14 protein-coding genes and 1 pseudogene are annotated in these 16,687 nt (G+C 64.0%); 6 read left to right on the top strand and 9 right to left on the bottom strand.

Annotated features, from left to right (window positions below):
- The first annotated feature begins 1,739 nt into the window (after nucleotides 1–1,739).
- Nucleotides 1,740–2,432, top strand: coding sequence for a vancomycin resistance response regulator transcription factor VanR-O (gene vanR-O, locus AB4Z09_RS28300; RefSeq protein WP_077043363.1), 693 nt, complete (start codon nucleotides 1,740–1,742; stop codon nucleotides 2,430–2,432).
- On the top strand, nucleotides 2,425–3,525 hold the full coding sequence (gene vanS-O / locus AB4Z09_RS28295; RefSeq protein WP_070064533.1) for a vancomycin resistance histidine kinase VanS-O: 1,101 nt from the start codon (nucleotides 2,425–2,427) through the stop codon (nucleotides 3,523–3,525). The genes vanR-O and vanS-O overlap by 8 nt, the downstream gene beginning before the upstream one ends.
- Here the strand turns inward: vanS-O and AB4Z09_RS28290 are convergent.
- The 6 genes from AB4Z09_RS28290 to AB4Z09_RS28265 form a co-directional block, all read right to left on the bottom strand.
- Nucleotides 3,458–4,609 carry a UDP-N-acetylglucosamine--N-acetylmuramyl-(pentapeptide) pyrophosphoryl-undecaprenol N-acetylglucosamine transferase gene (locus tag AB4Z09_RS28290; RefSeq protein ID WP_174914093.1) on the bottom strand — a complete coding sequence of 384 codons (1,152 nt, stop codon included), beginning with the start codon at nucleotides 4,607–4,609 and terminating at the stop codon, nucleotides 3,458–3,460. The two genes, vanS-O and AB4Z09_RS28290, sit on opposite strands and share 68 nt — an antisense overlap.
- Entirely contained in the window at nucleotides 4,609–5,217 is a 609-nt protein-coding gene (locus AB4Z09_RS28285) for a hypothetical protein (protein WP_147283483.1), read from the bottom strand. The genes AB4Z09_RS28290 and AB4Z09_RS28285 overlap by 1 nt, the downstream gene beginning before the upstream one ends.
- Nucleotides 5,218–5,249: 32 nt before the next feature.
- On the bottom strand, nucleotides 5,250–5,858 hold the full coding sequence (locus AB4Z09_RS28280) for a D-Ala-D-Ala dipeptidase VanX-O (protein WP_063856778.1): 609 nt from the start codon (nucleotides 5,856–5,858) through the stop codon (nucleotides 5,250–5,252).
- Nucleotides 5,855–6,895 carry a D-alanine--(R)-lactate ligase VanO gene (gene vanO, locus AB4Z09_RS28275; protein WP_063856714.1) on the bottom strand — a complete coding sequence of 347 codons (1,041 nt, stop codon included), beginning with the start codon at nucleotides 6,893–6,895 and terminating at the stop codon, nucleotides 5,855–5,857. Before vanO ends, AB4Z09_RS28280 begins: the two co-directional genes overlap by 4 nt.
- Entirely contained in the window at nucleotides 6,892–7,944 is a 1,053-nt protein-coding gene (locus tag AB4Z09_RS28270; RefSeq protein ID WP_063856707.1) for a D-lactate dehydrogenase VanH-O, read from the bottom strand. The genes vanO and AB4Z09_RS28270 overlap by 4 nt, the downstream gene beginning before the upstream one ends.
- Before the next feature lie 708 nt (nucleotides 7,945–8,652).
- Nucleotides 8,653–9,744 carry a hypothetical protein gene (locus tag AB4Z09_RS28265; protein ID WP_174914091.1) on the bottom strand — a complete coding sequence of 364 codons (1,092 nt, stop codon included), beginning with the start codon at nucleotides 9,742–9,744 and terminating at the stop codon, nucleotides 8,653–8,655.
- A gap of 938 nt (nucleotides 9,745–10,682) precedes the next feature.
- Between AB4Z09_RS28265 and AB4Z09_RS28260 the strand changes: the two genes are divergently transcribed.
- Complete coding sequence (locus tag AB4Z09_RS28260; RefSeq protein WP_174914089.1) at nucleotides 10,683–12,452, top strand: DUF6924 domain-containing protein; 1,770 nt, start codon at nucleotides 10,683–10,685, stop codon at nucleotides 12,450–12,452.
- 406 nt (nucleotides 12,453–12,858) lie between these two features.
- Here AB4Z09_RS28260 and AB4Z09_RS28255 read toward each other — a convergent pair whose 3' ends face one another.
- Nucleotides 12,859–13,278 carry a hypothetical protein gene (locus AB4Z09_RS28255; protein ID WP_174915023.1) on the bottom strand — a complete coding sequence of 140 codons (420 nt, stop codon included), beginning with the start codon at nucleotides 13,276–13,278 and terminating at the stop codon, nucleotides 12,859–12,861.
- Between the two features lie 847 nt (nucleotides 13,279–14,125).
- On the opposite strand from AB4Z09_RS28255, the gene AB4Z09_RS28250 reads away from it, so the two are divergent.
- On the top strand, nucleotides 14,126–14,269 hold the full coding sequence (locus tag AB4Z09_RS28250) for a hypothetical protein (RefSeq protein WP_174914087.1): 144 nt from the start codon (nucleotides 14,126–14,128) through the stop codon (nucleotides 14,267–14,269).
- A 632-nt stretch (nucleotides 14,270–14,901) separates the two neighbouring features.
- Nucleotides 14,902–15,411 carry a hypothetical protein gene (locus AB4Z09_RS28245; RefSeq protein WP_174914085.1) on the top strand — a complete coding sequence of 170 codons (510 nt, stop codon included), beginning with the start codon at nucleotides 14,902–14,904 and terminating at the stop codon, nucleotides 15,409–15,411.
- A 229-nt stretch (nucleotides 15,412–15,640) separates the two neighbouring features.
- On the opposite strand, the pseudogene AB4Z09_RS28240 reads toward AB4Z09_RS28245, so the two are convergent.
- Both AB4Z09_RS28240 and AB4Z09_RS28235 read right to left on the bottom strand, forming a co-directional pair.
- Nucleotides 15,641–15,789, bottom strand: a pseudogene (locus AB4Z09_RS28240) (zinc finger domain-containing protein); the annotation flags it as partial.
- 27 nt (nucleotides 15,790–15,816) lie between these two features.
- Nucleotides 15,817–15,951, bottom strand: coding sequence for a hypothetical protein (locus tag AB4Z09_RS28235; RefSeq protein WP_258557743.1), 135 nt, complete (start codon nucleotides 15,949–15,951; stop codon nucleotides 15,817–15,819).
- A 268-nt stretch (nucleotides 15,952–16,219) separates the two neighbouring features.
- Between AB4Z09_RS28235 and AB4Z09_RS28230 the strand changes: the two genes are divergently transcribed.
- The coding region (locus tag AB4Z09_RS28230; RefSeq protein WP_442241295.1) for an SMI1/KNR4 family protein at nucleotides 16,220–16,687 on the top strand (468 nt) is incomplete at its 3' end.

The raw sequence follows: 16,687 nt of genomic DNA, 5'->3' as shown, positions 1-16,687 counted from the left end.
GCCCACGCCCGCGGAGACAAGCCCGCCGACACCACCGAACCCACCGAGGAGGTCACACCCGCCCTGACCGCATAGCCCCGCGAGGAATCACGCGGCGACCTCGTTACACCACGCCTCTGGACTTGACCGTTTGCGCCGATCGCAGGGCTGCCGGAGACCCGGAGGGGTGGCAGGAACCGGCACCGAGTGCCTGTGGCGGCCGCGATGGTGGTTTCTTGGGATTGCGGAAGGGTGACGGTGGAGACCGGGAGTATGTGTGGCCGCGATGATCTGGCATCGACTCGGACCAGGGCTGTGGGAAAGGACATTTTTGCGCGGAATTTCGTGGATAAGTGTCGTGGAAGATCTTGGAAATCCCAGGTGGCTCGGACAAGTAGATCCGGAACCTACACTGCCGCAGACACCGAATCTTGAGACAGAATTCGGACATGTTGAGATGTTGAGACAAGAACCTTGGGGTTTTGTGATCCGATGAGACGGACGCATCCCGAATGACCAGCAGGTGAGGTTGTCTCCGGTCCAGTTGCGTTGACTCGCTGATACCGGTTACGGCTGGCCGGGTGCGATCCCGAATGCCGCCCGGAGCTGGCCATGCAGTTCGCGTGCATCTTCCTGGTATGTAACCGAGGCGCCGTAAAGCGCCTCGAACGCGGCCTGCCTCGGGTCCGGCTTTGCGGCCGCGAAGATCGTGGGGAGCGCAAAACGCGGGACGGCTGATCGGACCCATGTCGAACGGGTCGAACTCCCCGATGGAGTAGATCACGCCCTGTCTGTTACTCACACGGTCCGGCGCTTCTCGTCGGCGCTCGGCCTCGAAGTGTGCGGATGCTGTGGCCGGGTCGGCGAACGGCGATGGCAGTGGATCACCGGCGTGCAGCGTCGCCAATGCGGTTGCGGTCCAGGGTCGGTCGGGGAGGCCAGCGAACTTGTACGCCTTGGTGACGCACCATCGCGCGACCTCGCGTAGCCGGGTGTCGTCCATGTCGATGAGTGCGAGCACGAGGGCGCGGTCGTACTTGGCGAGGTGCTGTCCGCCGTCGTACTCAAGCAGTTCGGGGATTGGGTCACCGCCGCCCCATGCCCGACGTTCCCTCTCGGCGGACTCGGCTCAAAGTTCGGACGGTTTGACCGTGCGGCTGACGCTTCCTGGCCCGGACACCGTGATCCACTTCGGCTCATCCGATTCCACCGACTCCACTGTGGGCTCGGGAGCGGGCTGTCCTCGGGGATCCCGTATCCGGGCATGTCCCACATCTGACCCGGCTGCGGTGCGGTTCCATCGTTGGGCCGCAGCCGGATCCGCCACACATCGCCTGGATTAGTGGTTCGGGCCAGCCGTAGTTGACGAACCCACGGCCATTGACCTCTATCAGATAGCCACCTTCGGGGACCTCGCAGAAGACCTCGCCCGTGGTGGGGAGGCGATCAACTGTCGCGCCGTCGGGGGAGGGCTCCGTCAGATTCAGTCATGTCGCCATCGGCATCGGTCCGCGTATCTCTGGTGCTACCTCAGACCTGCACTGCACCAGGTCCAGTCGTCCCCGATGGCGATGCCGACCGGTCTACGACGATCCCGACGGTCATAGCGAAGATGACGAGGACCAGGCCGACAATGGTCGGTCTGGGAGTCCTGCTGGTCTTCGGTCGTGCTGCGGTCTGGCCCATACTGCTCGCTGTTGCCAGCCCGAAGGCGATTTTTGATACGCCGGCGATATACGCGGCCGCCTAACATGGCGAGCATGCGTGTGTTGGTCGTCGAGGACGAGCGGTTCATGGCGGAAGCCATCCGCGATGGGCTGCGCCTGGAAGCGATCGCGGCCGACATCGCCGGTGATGGGGACACTGCCCTGGATCTGTTGGGCGTCAACGCCTACGACATCGCCGTCCTCGACCGTGATATCCCCGGCCCCTCCGGTGACGAGATCGCCCAGCGCATCGTCGCTTCCGGTGGCGGCATACCAATCCTGATGCTCACTGCCGCGGACCGGATGGACGACAAGGCCTCCGGGTTCGAGCTCGGTGCCGACGACTACCTCACCAAGCCTTTCGAGCTGCAGGAGCTCGTGCTCCGTCTCCGGGCCCTCGACCGCAGGCGCGCGCACAGCAGGCCGCCCGTGCGGGAGATCGCTGGTCTGCAGCTGGACCCGTTCCGTCGCGAGGTCTACCGGGACGGCCGGTACGTCGCGCTGACCCGGAAGCAGTTCGCGGTGCTCGAAGTTCTCGTCGCTGCCGAGGGCGGTGTGATCAGCGCCGAGGAGTTGCTGGAGCGGGCGTGGGACGAGAACGCCGATCCGTTCACGAATGCCGTGCGCATCACGGTCTCGACGTTGCGCAAGCGGCTCGGCGAACCGTGGCTGATCGCCACGGTGCCGGGGGTCGGGTACCGCATCGATACCGAACCGGACGCCAGAGGCGGGGGCGACGGTGGATAGAGCGCCTGGGTTGGGCGTTCGCCTCAAACTCACTCTCAGTTATGCCGGGTTCCTCATGCTCGCTGGTGTCTTGCTCCTTGCGGCGGTTTGGGTTTTCCTGCTGAGAGGGCGGTCCACGAATTTCCAATTCCCTGCTCTGGCCGACTTTGCCCGGGTCTTCGACCCGAGCAACTTCGGTCCCGTGGTGTTTGTCCCGGCAGCGATCTTGGCGCTCGGGTTCTTGCTGGTGTTCGGCCTTGTGGGTGGTTGGATTCTCGCGGGCCGAATGCTTGCCCCGTTGGCGCGCATTACGCGCGCCGCGCGGGAGGCGGGGAGTGGCTCGCTGTCGTACCGGATCGAACTGGAGGGACGCAACGACGAGTTCCGTGAACTTGCCGATGCCTTCGACGCCATGCTCGCACGGCTCGAAGCACGAGACGCCGCGCAGCAGCGATTCGCCGCCAACGCCTCCCACGAGTTGCGCACCCCGCTGGCGATCACACAAACCCTTCTCGATGTCGCCCGCAACGATCCGAACCGCGACGGCGGCGAGCTCGACGAACGCCTCCGCGCTGTCAACGCACGGGCGATCGAGCTCACCGAGGCATTGCTCCTGCTCAGCCGTACCGACCAACGGTCCTTCAGCCGAGAAGACGTCGATCTGTCGCTCATCGCGGAAGAAGCCGCCGAGACACTCCTCCCGTTCGCGGAGAAGCACGGCGTCAGCATCGAGACCTCCGGGGACATCGCGCCGGTCATCGGCTCACACGCACTCTTGCTGCAGTTGACTACGAACCTTCTGCACAATGCGATCGTCCACAATGTCCCCGAGCACGGCAGCGTGCAGATCAGCACCGCCATCGGCTCCGAGTCCGTCATGCTCACGGTCGAGAACACCGGCGACAAGCTCAGTCCACAGTTGGTCTCGACACTCACCGAGCCGTTTCAGCGCGGCACTGCTCGCACCCGCGGGGACGATGCGAGGGTGGGCCTTGGCCTGGCGATCGTCAAGAGCATCACGCAGGCACACGACGGATCCCTCACGCTCAGCCCCCGAGCTGCCGGCGGGCTCTCCGTAGCAGTGCGACTGCCCGCCGCTCAGCGACGACCGTAAGCACGTGCCGGGCCAGCAGCGAGCCCACGTCGGGTGCGCCGGCTGCCAACGCATGAGCCGACATCACCGCTCTCCGCTCGGTATCGGCGAGCAGCGGGATCAGAGTGGTTTCGATCCATCCTGCGTTGAGATCGGCATCGTCGACGATCACTGCCCCGCCGGCAGCAACAACCGCCTCGGCGTTCAAGCGCTGCTCACCGCCGCGCAGCGGCAGCGGCACATAGGCGGCCGGTAAGCCGACAGCGGCGAGTTCGGCGCACGTCATCGCCCCCGAGCGGCAGATCGCGAAGTCGGCTGCGGCGTAGGCGTACTGCATCTCATCGACGTACGGGACGACGACGTAGGGCGGGTCGCCGGGGTTGCCGTCGGGCGGCTCGACCATGCGCTGTGGCCCGGTGATGTGCAGCACCTGCACGCCGGCCGCCCGCAACGCTGTTACAGCGCCGGCCACGGCGGCGTTGATCGCTTGAGCTCCCTGCGAACCGCCAGTGACCATCAGTACCGGCTCGTCCAGGCGCAGGCCGAACCGTTGCCGAGCCGCCTCGCGCAGCGCGGCCCGGTCGAGCCTGGTGATCGCCGGCCGCAGCGGGATGCCGATCGCGCTGGCGTGAGCCAGGTGGACACGGGGCGCGGCGGTAAATACGTGGGTCGTCATCCGGGCCGCCAGTCGGTTCGCCACTCCAGGCCGGGCATTCGCCTCATGGACGACGATCGGCATTCCCCGCTGGCGTGCGGCAAGATAAGCGGGCATGGCCACGTAGCCCCCGAAGCCCACCACGACCTCGGCCCGCACGCGGTCGAGTACGGCTCCGGTCGCCCGGACGGAGTCGCGCAGTCTGCCCGGCGTGTGCAGCAGGTCGCGGCTCAGCTTGCGCGGCAGTGGCACGGGCGGGATAAGTTCGAGCGAATAGCCGCGGGCAGGGATGAGCGTGGTGTCCAGGCCACGGACAGTGCCGAGCGCGGTGATCTCGGCCGTGGGCTCCAGCAGGCTCAGCGCGTCGGCGAAGTTCATCGCGGGCTCTATGTGCCCGGCCGAATGGCCGCCCGCGACAACGACGCGCGGTGCGGGTTCGCCAGCCAGCATCACGATGCCCCTCTGACCAAGATTCCTCGGTTGGCATGAAACCGCTCGAACACATGCATGGGCAGCGATGCAGAGTCTGAATTGTGGGAGTAGCCCGACGGGTTATGAAACCGCACCACTCCATCATCGACTGCATAGATCAGCACAAGATGGCCTCCTCGTCGCGGCTCGTAGGTGTTGGGATCGCGAATCTCGGGTGATACCGAAGCGATCATGACCTGCCCGGGCCGCAGCTCTCGGGCCGATACCTGAATCGGGGTGTGCTCGACCAGTTGGCAGTCGAATCCGAATTGTGTGCTGACCCACGCCATGAATGGCCTGTAGAGCAGGCCGTGGACCTTGCCCGAAGGCTCCACCACATAGCAACCCCACTCGACGGCCAGCGCAAGGAGTTCGCCCATCGACAGTCGGACGTCAGTCCAGCCGTGGAGCAGCGACTGGAGACACGCCAAGCCGCAGACCTTGCGGGACCAGAACAGGTACTCCTCGCTCGAGGGGTATCCGTCGGAGGCCCAGTCGTACAGTTTCGATGGATCGGTGTGTCGCAAGAAGACCTCCAGCCCCGATGGGCCGGTGCGCCGCATCACGACCTCGTCGTTGTTCGCCAAACGCCCCCACTGCGAGACACAATGGAGACCCATCACGTGATCGGAAAGTCGAAGTAGACATCTGGATATGGTTCGCGTTTCAGCGTGTAGTGCCACCACTCGCAGTCGTACCGATCAAATCCGCAGTCCTCCATGATGGAACGAAGAAGCTCACGATTCTTGGACTCGATTGGCTTGATTCCTCGCGCTCGATGATGTGAGATCGGGTCCATGAGGTCGTGGTCGCCACCCATAGGAGCAAGTTCACCGGTCGCAAGGTGATAGAGCGTCAGGTCAACGGCGCCGCCCCTACTGTGGCCCGACTGGGTTGCCACGTATCCCTTTTCGAGCATCTCGGGTCTGTCGATATTGGGATAGTGTCGCTGCTTCGTCTGGCCATCCTCCGGCTGTTCTGACCAGCGTAGGAAGCTGTCGACGGCGCGTCGAGGACGGTAGCCGTCCCAGAGAAGCAATCCGAAGCCGAGGGAAGCTGCCTTCTCGCGTGCTTGCTCGAGGGCCGCGCACAAAGCCCGGGTGCCGACGATTCGATTCGCGAGGTAGCCGTCTACCGGTTTGCCGGTGAAGTTGTCCCACGTGGCGTACTTGGCATCCCAGCGGACTCCGGGCACCCAGTCGTCGACGTAGACGAAGTCGTCGTTCATCGCTTCTTCCCGTGCATTGTCATCGAGATGAGCCGGTCGATCATGTCGGAGATCGGCAGTCCCGCGGCGGCCATCATCCGCGGGTACCGGCTGTACGACGTCATGCCGGGCATGGTGTTGACCTCGTTGAGGACCACCCGTCCGTCGTCGGTGAGGAACATGTCAACGCGGGCAAGTCCCTTGCAGCCCAGGGTGCGGTAGATGGCCTTGGCGGTCTCTTGGACGAGCCGGCGCGATTCGTCGGAGATGTCGGCGGGAACGATGAACGTCGAGTTCTCCGATCCGGTTTCGGGTGAGTCCTCCTGGTGGATCCTGAAGAATCCGTGCGAGAGGTCGACGCGGTCCACCTCCCCAGTGATCAGGCCGAATAGTTCACCCATGACCGCGCAGCCGATCTCGCTGCCGGCCACGGCTTCTTCGATCAGGACCTTCGAGTCGTACTGTCGCGCCGCGCTCAGCGCGTTCGGCAGCTCGTCTTCTCGGGTGACCTTGCTGACGCCGAAAGATGAACCCGAACGGGCCGGCTTCACGAAGACCGGATAGCGAAGGTGATCGGCGTCGACCTTCTCGTTCTCCGCGACAACCCAAAAGCTCGGCGTGGCGATTCCCGCGCTCTTGGCCACGATGTAGGCCAGGGCCTTGTCCATGCACACAGCCGAGCCCTGGATGTCGCAGCCGACGTAGGGGATGCCGGCGAGCTCCAACAGGCCTTGGATCGCGCCGTCTTCGCCGAGCTTGCCGTGAAGTACGGGGAAGACGAGGTCGAGGCGCACGGTTTCGTAGCCCCCCTGCTCCATGACCAGCAGGCCGTGCACACTTCGATCGGGTGACAGCACGGCGGGACGGGCGCTGCGATTCTCCCAATCCGCGTCGGGGCCGTCACAGAGCTTCCACTCGCCGCCGGTCGTGATGCCGATCCAGAACGGTTCGTACTTCTCCGTGTCGAGACTTCTTGCCACCTCTCGCGCCGACTTGATGGAGACGGGATGTTCTTCGGAAGCCCCTCCGAAGATGACCCCGACCTTCAATCTGCTCATGCTGTTCTCCCACTTTCAAAGTTCAGGCAGTTGACGAGGCTGTTTTCGACGGTGTCGTTCAGGGCGTGGTCTGTGTAGTAGGCGGAGTGCGGACTGATCAGCACATTCGGCAGGCGCTGTAGCCGCACCAGGGCCTTGTTCTCGATGAGCCTGTTCCTGCAGTCGGCGTAGAAGATCCCTTCCTCTCCTTCGACGACATCGAGCGCCGCGCCGCCCAACCGGCCGCTCTCCAATGCGGAGAGGAGGGCCTCGGTATCGAGCAGCGGTCCGCGACCCGTGTTGACGATGTACGCGCCGTGCTTCATCTGGTCGATGCGTTGGCGATCGAGGAGATGGTGTGTGTCCGCGGTGAGTGGAGTGTGGAGCGTGACAATGTCGCTCTGCCGCAGCAGTTCATCGAGCGGAACGTAGTCGGCGGAGGCGTGAGGCCCGCTGTCATGTGCCAGCACGCGGCAGCCAAATCCCTGCAGCCGGTCGATGACTGCTGTGCCGATGCGCCCTGTTCCGATCACCCCGACGGTCAAGTCGCGCAGCTCCCTGCCGCGCGTGTCATTCAGCCGGTAATCATGCGTATCGGCGCGGCGGACAATTGATTTCGCGTGGCGTACGGTCATCAGCATCAACATCAGTGTGTAGTCGCCCACGCTGTCGGGCGAGTAGTCGACGTTGCCGACCGAGATGCCGATGCTCGCCGCGAATTCCACGTCGATGTGGTTGTACCCGACGCTTCTGGTGGAGATGTACTCCACTCCGACTCGGCTCAGCGCCAGCAGCGTGGAATTGTCGATCTGCGTCTTGTGGCTCACGCTGATGCATCGGTTGCCACGCGCCAGTTCAGCGTTGGTTTCACTGATCGCTTCCTCGGTGATGCTTGGCGTTATCCCGAGGCGGGTTCCCATCTCGCGGAACAAAACGGCTTCGTCGTGACCGCATCCGAAAACTCTGACCCCAGTGGTCGGGACGGCCGAGGGTGACGAATCGTCGAGCGCTCGGACGCGTCGCTCCGCGATCACTTCGCTGTCGATCAAACCCAGGTCTCTGTAGGACATGCCGAAAGTCAAGACAACGCGGTGTTGCCAGCGCGTATGCAATTTTCGATATGCGGACGATATGCCGCCCGTGGGGTTGCGTTCGGAAGCGGCATACGCGGAACGAAACAGCGGCAAGATGTCCGCGCCGGCGCCGTAGCCTGAAGAAGCTCGCGCTCACGAGTTATGTGAGCGCGGCGGCGACCTCGTCAAGGCGGGCCCCGCGGGAGGCCTTGACGAGCACTACGTCTGCGCGGGCTGCGGCGTACTCCCCGACGGAGCCTCTTCTGTCTGTTGTCGACCTGCAGCGAAGATTAGCGAAACGCGACGCTACTTTAGCGAGCCGATCTACCGAATCGCTGCCTTCGACCGCTTTCTCGACCACCACGGGTGGGCACCTCGCGCTCGAGTCCGGGCTTGAGCACGATTTGCTGCGCAGACTCGATCGGCTGTCTTCGATCACCTGGCTGGTTGCGCAACCGGTTGAGCTGCGCTGGACCTTCACGGGTCTTGGGAAGGTCGAACGACTCAATCTGTTGTGGCTGCACGGATATCGAAGAAGGCCGAAGTGGCAGGGCCTCGTTGAGGTGCCCGAACCGGCGAGACCCATCCAGGCTCGCCCGGCTCGACGACGACCGCGAACATCACAGTCGTCAGCTCGCCGCCGCTACAGCGACGAGCCCCGCAGGCCCGGACGCGGTCCTGCGGGGCTCATGGCGACACTAGATGTCAGTTGTTGGTGATGACGAAGCCGCTGCCGACGTCGTTGCGCGAGTTCAGGTTGTCGAGGATGTTCTTGGCGGACGTGGAGCTGTACGGCGACACAAGTCCGGGAACCGCACTGAATGTGATTCCGACCCACTTGCCGGTGCCGTTCATAACAACAGGCCCGCCGGAATCGCCGTTCTTATTGGCGGCGTAGGAACGGATGATGCCGTTGTTGACCGCGCCTACCGCCCCTCGATTAACCCCGACCGAGAAGATGTCGGGGGTGCGGTCAGAGCGTGCGCCGTAGTTTTCGATCCAGGTGGAAGTATTGAGCCCGATGGCAATCGGAGGCAGGGCAGGAGCCCCGCCGGCACCGCTGTAGATCGAATTGACCTTGAAGAGACCCCCGCCTGACTGGCGAGCGGCATTGCCGTCCTTGTCCCTCACCTGACTCGACAGCTGGACCTCGGGGGCGAACTCGATGACCATGTAGTCGGTGGTTGTCTCCAGGTTCTGCTCGCCGTCCGGCAGGAGACCATTCGCATCTACCCAACGGACCCATCCGATGGGGTTCACCTGTGGCTTATTGTTCTTCTGCGCATACTTGACGGCGTTGAAGTCGTAAACGGGGTGATCGTTGTTCGTAACGGATGTGCCGGGTTTGACACCGGGGTATTTGGGGTAGTCCGGATAGGTGCAGGCCGCCTGGCTGGTGGTGCACGGTTCCAGGTTCGCGTCTAGTCCGGGCTTTTTGAGCTGTCCAGGATTCGCGGGGTCCGGCACCAGTTGCGCTTCGTTGCAGTGACCTGCGGTGATTCCGATCTTTCGGCCTGCCGAATCGGTTCCGACGACGCCGAGCGTGCAGTACTTACCCCAGTATTTCAACGCGGTATCTGTGGCAGATTTGGGACTCATGTCGCCGGTGAAATCGATGAACATGCCGGGATACGCGATGGGGACCGAGCTGACTGTGGCCGGATCGTACGGCTGGTAATCCCGTGGACTTGCGTCTGTGCCGACCGCCGCGGCGGTGTTGGTCGTCGTGGCTGTGAGCCCCACGGTCATGGCCAGGGCGGCGAACGCTCCCGCGAGTAGTCGGGTGGTGCGCTTCATACAAGATGTCCTGTCTGTGGAGGAGCAATGCCGCATGACCGTACCGGCCGGTCCGCTTTGTGGCGGCCGATTCGAGAAGCCGCCCGCCCACCGGTCTCGCTGCGGCGCCGGTCCGGTGTACGGCGGCGCGTAGGTGACGGCGCCCGCACTCACGACAGACGTGAGTGCGGTGCCCGAGCCGCGGCGACGGGCCTCGAGGGTAGGCGCAGACGTGAGCGCTCCACCAGTGCACGGTGCCGTCGGTCGCGGCGAGCACCGCGTTGGTGCCCCTGCTCCACAACGGCACGAGTTAGGGGTGCCGCTCGACGATCGACCAGGCTGGCGCCCAAACAGAGTCGGCCATGTTCTGCAGAACCGGGTGCACGGTCTCGCCCCCCCTCGAGGGCGATGCGCACGACCACCTCCGGGAGTCCCAGCGAGCGGATGCGGGCAGCGTGCTCCTCGGACCGAAGGTGCGGCAGATCATCGCTCCTGTAGCTCGAAGGTCGCCCTGTAGCGTGCAGTACGGACACCAATAAACGACGAAGAATACCGTCGGGTACGTTCCGATCATGACGCCGACGTGGGAACAGGTCCGAGGCTCGAACTACGGCACGATGGGACGGACCGCTCGCGGAACTGTCCACCGGCCAGACGGATCTCGGGAACGCGTGTGGCACGCGCCTGAGGAGGCTTGGCGCTACGAGAACGACTCCGGTGAGCCCACTTTCATCGAGAACACCACCGACAGATGGTCGCGCGATGAGGACGGCACTATGGTCCACGCCGTCAAGTCCCCCAACACCATCTACGCAACCATGGGTACTGGCTCGCCGTCCCTTCTTCTACGCGCCTACGGCGTGTTTCCTGCCAAGACAACTCGCGGGTTCGACGACCAACGATTCGTCGGACCGAGTGCACCCAGAGCAGTCCGCGTTCGTGGCCGCGACGGTTGGGAGGTGAGCGCCCTCGACCAGCATGCGAACGAAACGGTCACCTACGTGTTCGACGCGGAACTCGGTATCGCAGTGCGGTGGCAGCAGGGCGAGGACTGGATGGAGCTCGAAAACCCCAGCCTGGACGACGCATTCGAGCCCACGTTGTTCACATGGACAGGCCCGTCACGCCCGGCCGAGGACGACATCGCGAAATTCCACCGCGAGCACGAGGAACGTCAGCGCGTTCTGGCCGGGATTCCTCAGGCGCTTCCGACGTGGCTGCCGATGACGACAAACGTGCAGCCTCAATCCGGCGATGCTCGCGCCGGCGAACTGAGTCTGTCGATCAGCGGGTATACGCCACAGTTCACACTGCGCCGATGGGTGACAGCGATCGGCGAACCGAAAGCCGAGTGGCCGAACGATTCGACACCGGAACGCTACCGCCAGTCCATCGGTGACTGGACATACGAAATCCGCAGCTACCAGGAGATCAACCGGGACGACTGTGTTCGGATCGTGGACTCGATCGTTCCAGTCGACCCACCTGATCGCGATCCCGCTGATATCACGGCCGAACTAGCCATCGAGGAGCACGATCGCCGCGAAGCGGAGGTGCTCGCCACTCTCGGAACGGGACGAGTCCTTGCCGACCATCTCGAGGACGAGTCACTGCTCATCCGTACAGATTTCAGCGACGACGCCGCCTGGCGGGACATTGCCGTAGCAGCCATGGCTCCGGTACCGCAGGAAGGCGACACCGAATTCGCCGCCTACCTCACCTGCGTCGACAATCCGGAGTACGACGGGTTGACCGTCGACGGACTTCTCGAGGCAATCGGCGAACCGCCGCCCTACTACGTGTTTCTCGTCGACGCCGAGACGGTGAAGAACCCCGAGATGCCCATCGTCGCCGTCTACACCGGGCCCGACGAACCGGAACGGCCTCGTGGAAGAACCTTCCGCGTCATTCCCTCGGAGATGTGTGGCGTGGAGAACAACCTGTCGATCGCGAACATGGACTTCGAATCGTTCGCGGACAGCGTCGACGAGGACGGAGTGTTTCGTGGATTCCCGGAACCCGTCCGTCCCATCGAGGAAGTGACCACACGCGAGATCGCGCACTGGATCGCAGACGATCTGGATACTGACGCCCTCAGGGAGTTCCACGCCCAGATCGCCGGGTGGAAGTATCGCTACCCGGTGTCTCTGTTCGAAGTCGAACTGGCCGAGGTTCATGCTCACACCCGCGACGCCGAACATGGAACGCACGCTGAACTTCTCGGCTACGACGAGTTCCTGGGCGCGACCTCGAGCGGGGGACCAGCGCTGCGCGGTACCGTGCCGACACACAACGGCTACTGGACGTTCGTCATCGACCGTGGCTCCCATCGGCCGATCGCGGCGTACCGCATCACGTTCGCACCCTACGTCCCTCCCGCACCACAGGACGGAGTGTCGCAACCGATGAAGCTCGAGGTGCCGTTCGTATGCACTGAACCGGTATCGTTCTCGATGCTGACCGATGACGACGACCTGATCGACCGAGACGTCGTGCAGCGAGCCATTCTGGCCGAGGCTGCACGGCTGCACCCCGACGGCGACATCGTGGGCGGCGAACCAGTCCTCCAGCGGATCCCCCGACTCCTGGGCTTCAACATCGGATGCCACGTTCAAATCGACGGCCGGCCAGTGTTCTATGTGGCCATCGTGACCGACATCGACGACAAGTTCATCGTCCGGGAGGTGCCACCCGAGGGGCTGCGGGTAGTCGGCCCAGGCGAGGACTGAACGATGACCACGGCCCAGGCACCAGCCGATGCGCCTCGCGCTTTTGCGGCCCGGGCCGCAGCCGGTCCTGAACCGTCGCACACCGTCCTGACAGACCATCGTCAAACAGGACAGCGCCCGGTGGCAGGTAATCGGTTCGAGGATTCGGGTGAACCAGTTTCGGCCAGGAGTTTCGGGCCGGTTCCGGCAGATCGGTTCGGGCCAGCCGGCCTCCGGCGGCCGGAATCGATAGCTTCGGGCTTCCTCTGGTCAGCGAGGGACTGTTCCGCGGTCGAGAGGACGTGAGGAGTATGAGGCGGGTTCCTGAGACACATCGCGAAAGCCGTTACGAAGTCAGTCGGTTCGGGCGTCTCCGAACCTGGTGAGTGGAGACCAGCGCGTCGTCCCGGGCCCGCGGGGCAGTCGTCTACGGAACGTAGACGGCTGCGACGCCCGGTGTGATGATCGTGCTGCCATCGATTACCACGGCGACGACAACCTGCCCGGTCCCGGTCGGCAGGACCGCTGCCGGGCGTCCGTCCAAGCCGCCCGACATCTGGGCGGAGCCGGAGGCTCCGCTAGACAGGTTCAGCCAGTGCACGTTTGACGGAAGTAGACATCCCCACCGGCCCTCCTTCGGGCCGGTGATCGTCACCGTCCCGGACTGTTCGCCGACCACGGCCACGCAGCGAAACGCGGGTACGTCGAAGCTGCCGTTCGGGTTTCCGAACGGCGCCGGGTCGATTTGGAACGGAACGGTGGCCGCGGCGGAGGCGACGGCCGCCGGCGCCAGAACCGAACCGGCCACGATGGCCGCGCAGGCGACCGATCGGCGAACGAAATCGATCACGGCGACCTCCAAGAACAATCGGGGCCAGGTCTCGTCACTCTATTACTCGCCGCCGTGTTGCACCGTTCGAGCAGATGGAACGCACCTACACCCGGCAGCGCAACCCCAGGCGGCCCAAGAATCTAGCTGAAATTACGACCCAGACCAAGCATGAGGACCAGGCCGTCACCCCGCGAAGCCAGCGAGCCGACTCCGGATTCTTGAATCGAGTGCACTCTCAATGGGTTTGAAATTTCGTCGTCACCAACAACTGAGCGCATGACAGCGGGCCAGCAATCGAATCATGCTGGCCCGCTGTCGTTGTTCCAGGCGTTCAGCCGGGCAGGTGCCCGTAGGTCAGCCAGTAGTTCACGATGTCCAACAGGTTGCCGATGGGGCCGAACCAAATCCCGTATGGGTCCATCCGAGTTCACTTCCAGTCAGGTGCAGTGTCCGCCGAGGTCACATGGGATCACGGCCCAGATCGTGCGACGCCACTCCCGCGGCAAGGGGAGTCCCCAATTCCAGCCATTAGGGATCATGTGCAAACCCCTGGGGGGTGCCTGACCGTCCCGACCCTGTCAGGTCAGGCTAGACCTCGGAGGTGGTCGAACAGAAGATTTGGATGGACATCCACTTCACCTACCAGTGGAAATAGCTGTCTACGCGGCTCCGGCTCGAGCTTCCGACAGCGAATACTGTCTCGCCATCACCGTCACCCCGACGTCCACCGCAGCCGACGCCGTGCCATGCGTCGACCCGGCGGTTTCCGAAGCCGAGCGGATTCTCGGGCTGCTCGCAGAATGCGACCCGGATCTGATCGTGTGGTTCGTCCAACGGTGGTGACTCGGGCGGTCCTGCTTACATGTACGGCACCACGAAGATCGTCGGCATGGTGAATGGCGTCGACACAAACGGATTCCGCTACGTCAAGTTCGCGCCGGTCCTCGCCAGCATCCTTTCCAACCCGAGCCAGGTCGGCGACAACCTCGTCGTCACCAACAACTGAGAGCATGACAGCGGGCCAGCAATCCAAACCTCGCTGGCCCGCCTGTGCGTTACCCAGGGAAGCAACTGCGCTGGAAGTCGACCAGGCACGGATAGGTCGCGGCCGGCCATCGCAGGGTCTCATACGGTAACGGGAGGAACCAGAAGGTGTCACCCATCGTCAGTCACCTCCTTTTCTAGGGGCAGTGTCCCCCGAATTACGCGCTACTTGGGCTGCGAAAAGGTGACGGTGGAGACCGAGAGTCAGCCTGGCCGCGATGACCTGGCTTCGACTCGGACCAGGGCTGTGGAAAGGGACATCTTCGCACGGAATTTCGTGGACAAGTGTCGCGGAAGATCTCGGAAATCCCAGGCGGCTCGGACAAGTAGATCCGGAACCTACACTCCTGTCGACTTGCAGCGAAGATTAGCGAAACGCGACGCTGGTCTAACTAGCGCGGTTCGACGCGATCCTGGGCTCTACCTGCGATGTCTACTGTCAACTGGCGTCCGATGTCGGGCGAGGAGTACTGCCGGATCCCTGCAGTGTCCGGACACGAACGCGTCGTGTTCGTGGTGTGGGACTGACGGTCGCCGCCTTCACTCCATCTGGTTCCAGGGGCGTGGCTTCAGCAATCCGACCATAATCGAGTCATGAGTGTCCCCGCGCCTGAATCCCCCTCGTTCGAGCATGTCGACTTCGAGGCAGTCGATTCGTTCCGTTTCCCGGACGGCGGCGGGTACCCCCAGAGCTACCGCGAGTTTGTTCGCTCCTGCGGCTGGGCCCGCACGTTCGGCCTGTGGCTCATCTACCCGCCCGTGCAACCCGGTTTCGCAGACGGGCGGGCCCGTGCAGCGAACCTCACCGAGCACTTCCACGCGGTCTTCCGCGACGGCGAAGAGGAGGAATTCGGCTGGATGATCGAGCCCGACGGTAGCTGGGACCTCGCCGAACGACTCGAGGTCTTCGGCTGGAGCGAGAACGGCGACCTTCTCCTCTGGGACGTCGCAAGCCGCAATGCYGACGAGGAGTTTCCGGTGTGGGAATCGCGCGGCATGAACACCCTCCACCTGCTCGGCTCGAGCCTTGACGAGGCGCTTCTCAAGCTGCGCGAGCGCTCCGAGGCCCAGGTCATTGAGCCGCTGAGACCTGCCCGTCTCTGACCCACAGCTCATCCGGATCCGCTCGAGGCTGAGATCCGCCGGGACGCCACCGCGACCCGAGGCGCTCCGGCGTCAAGCATCAGCGCCTGCAAGCCACGGACACGTTCACGTCGCGCTACACGCCGATCGCTCGCTCACTCCGCGTTGACGTAGACCTGAGCCACAGAGCCAGAAGCGACTGCGCTCACGCGCCAAGTCTCGACATCCTTCCCGGCATCGAACACGAGCGTCAGCGCCGTCGCTGGCACCTCGGGCAGAAGTGCGAACCGCGGTTCATGAAGGTCTCCCGCACCATCGGCGGGCCGCAACGCGGGCACGGCTTGCCGGCGCGCCCGTAGGCGTTCAGGGAGTGCTCGAGTACCCGGATGCCCCGTTGACGTATGACCGCAGCCTTCTCAGCGGTGGTCACACATGGCGAAGATCGATGTCCGAAAGCGACTTGGGCACGTACGGGATTGGACGAGATGCACTTTCTACGTTCTGTTCGCCATCGTCCGCGAGTGCATTGAGGTCGGTAGCCTTCTTGTCGGAGATACTCACGGGCGCATCGTCTCTCGCCGTGTCGACGCGATGCAATCGGCCAGGAGTGGGATCCGTTGCTGTGCGGTCCGTGAACGAGCCGGTTGTGGGGTCATGGCGTAGCAGACCACCTTTCGATCCGGCGGTACACCTATATCGACGGGCTTCGCCGACTCTCCCGAGATCCGTCAAAGTAGCCTGTGCACTTTGACCGTGGTCGGACGCGCCTGTCAATGTAGGTGTGTCACCGAACTCAGAGGCAAGTCGTCGCATCCGTCAGGATGTGAGCATGRAACACGCGCAAACGCACCCGGACCGGATCGCCGAGATCCTGACCGGCCTCGACCGACTACGAGCAGCCGATCTGAAGACCACCGTCGTCCCGCTCGGCGACCGGGAGGTCATCGGCTACAGCTGCCACATCCACGGSGCGGCCGTGCATCGCTACGAGCACGCCGCTACCGCGGACCCGGACGTCCTCGCGGCATTCGAGAACCGGCTCGGCGTCGGCCTTCCGGCCGACTACCGCGAGTGGATCACCCGGGTGGGCGACGGCGGAGCCGGACCGATGCTCGGACTKCTCCCGCTGGCGCAGGAGGCCGAGGACGCCGCGATCGACTACGCCGCGGACTTCCCCTTCACCGCCGAGCGACCCTGCCCGCCCGCCGCCGAGGACTCCGAGTTCCAGTGGACGGAGAACATCGGCCGGATCCACCGAGGCGCGACATTCCTCGCGCGAGGCGCGACATTCCTCGCG

This window comes from Rhodococcus sp. TAF43 (genome assembly GCF_052113525.1).
In the GTDB taxonomy this organism is placed as follows: domain Bacteria; phylum Actinomycetota; class Actinomycetes; order Mycobacteriales; family Mycobacteriaceae; genus Prescottella.
The sequence above is the reverse complement of the archived record's forward strand: the minus strand, read 5'-3'. Positions and strand labels throughout refer to the sequence as shown.

Excerpts from the sequence above, each read along its gene's own strand:
- AB4Z09_RS28265 (WP_174914091.1), bottom strand. The coding sequence starts at position 9,744 with ATGAAGCGCACCACCCGACTACTCGCGGGAGCGTTCGCCGCCCTGGCC.
- vanO (WP_063856714.1), bottom strand. The coding sequence starts at position 6,895 with ATGAGCAGATTGAAGGTCGGGGTCATCTTCGGAGGGGCTTCCGAAGAA.
- AB4Z09_RS28270 (WP_063856707.1), bottom strand. The coding sequence starts at position 7,944 with ATGTCCTACAGAGACCTGGGTTTGATCGACAGCGAAGTGATCGCGGAG.
- AB4Z09_RS28250 (WP_174914087.1), top strand. The coding sequence starts at position 14,126 with ATGTACGGCACCACGAAGATCGTCGGCATGGTGAATGGCGTCGACACA.
- AB4Z09_RS28290 (WP_174914093.1), bottom strand. The coding sequence starts at position 4,609 with ATGCTGGCTGGCGAACCCGCACCGCGCGTCGTTGTCGCGGGCGGCCAT.
- AB4Z09_RS28280 (WP_063856778.1), bottom strand. The coding sequence starts at position 5,858 with ATGAACGACGACTTCGTCTACGTCGACGACTGGGTGCCCGGAGTCCGC.
- vanR-O (WP_077043363.1), top strand. The coding sequence starts at position 1,740 with ATGCGTGTGTTGGTCGTCGAGGACGAGCGGTTCATGGCGGAAGCCATC.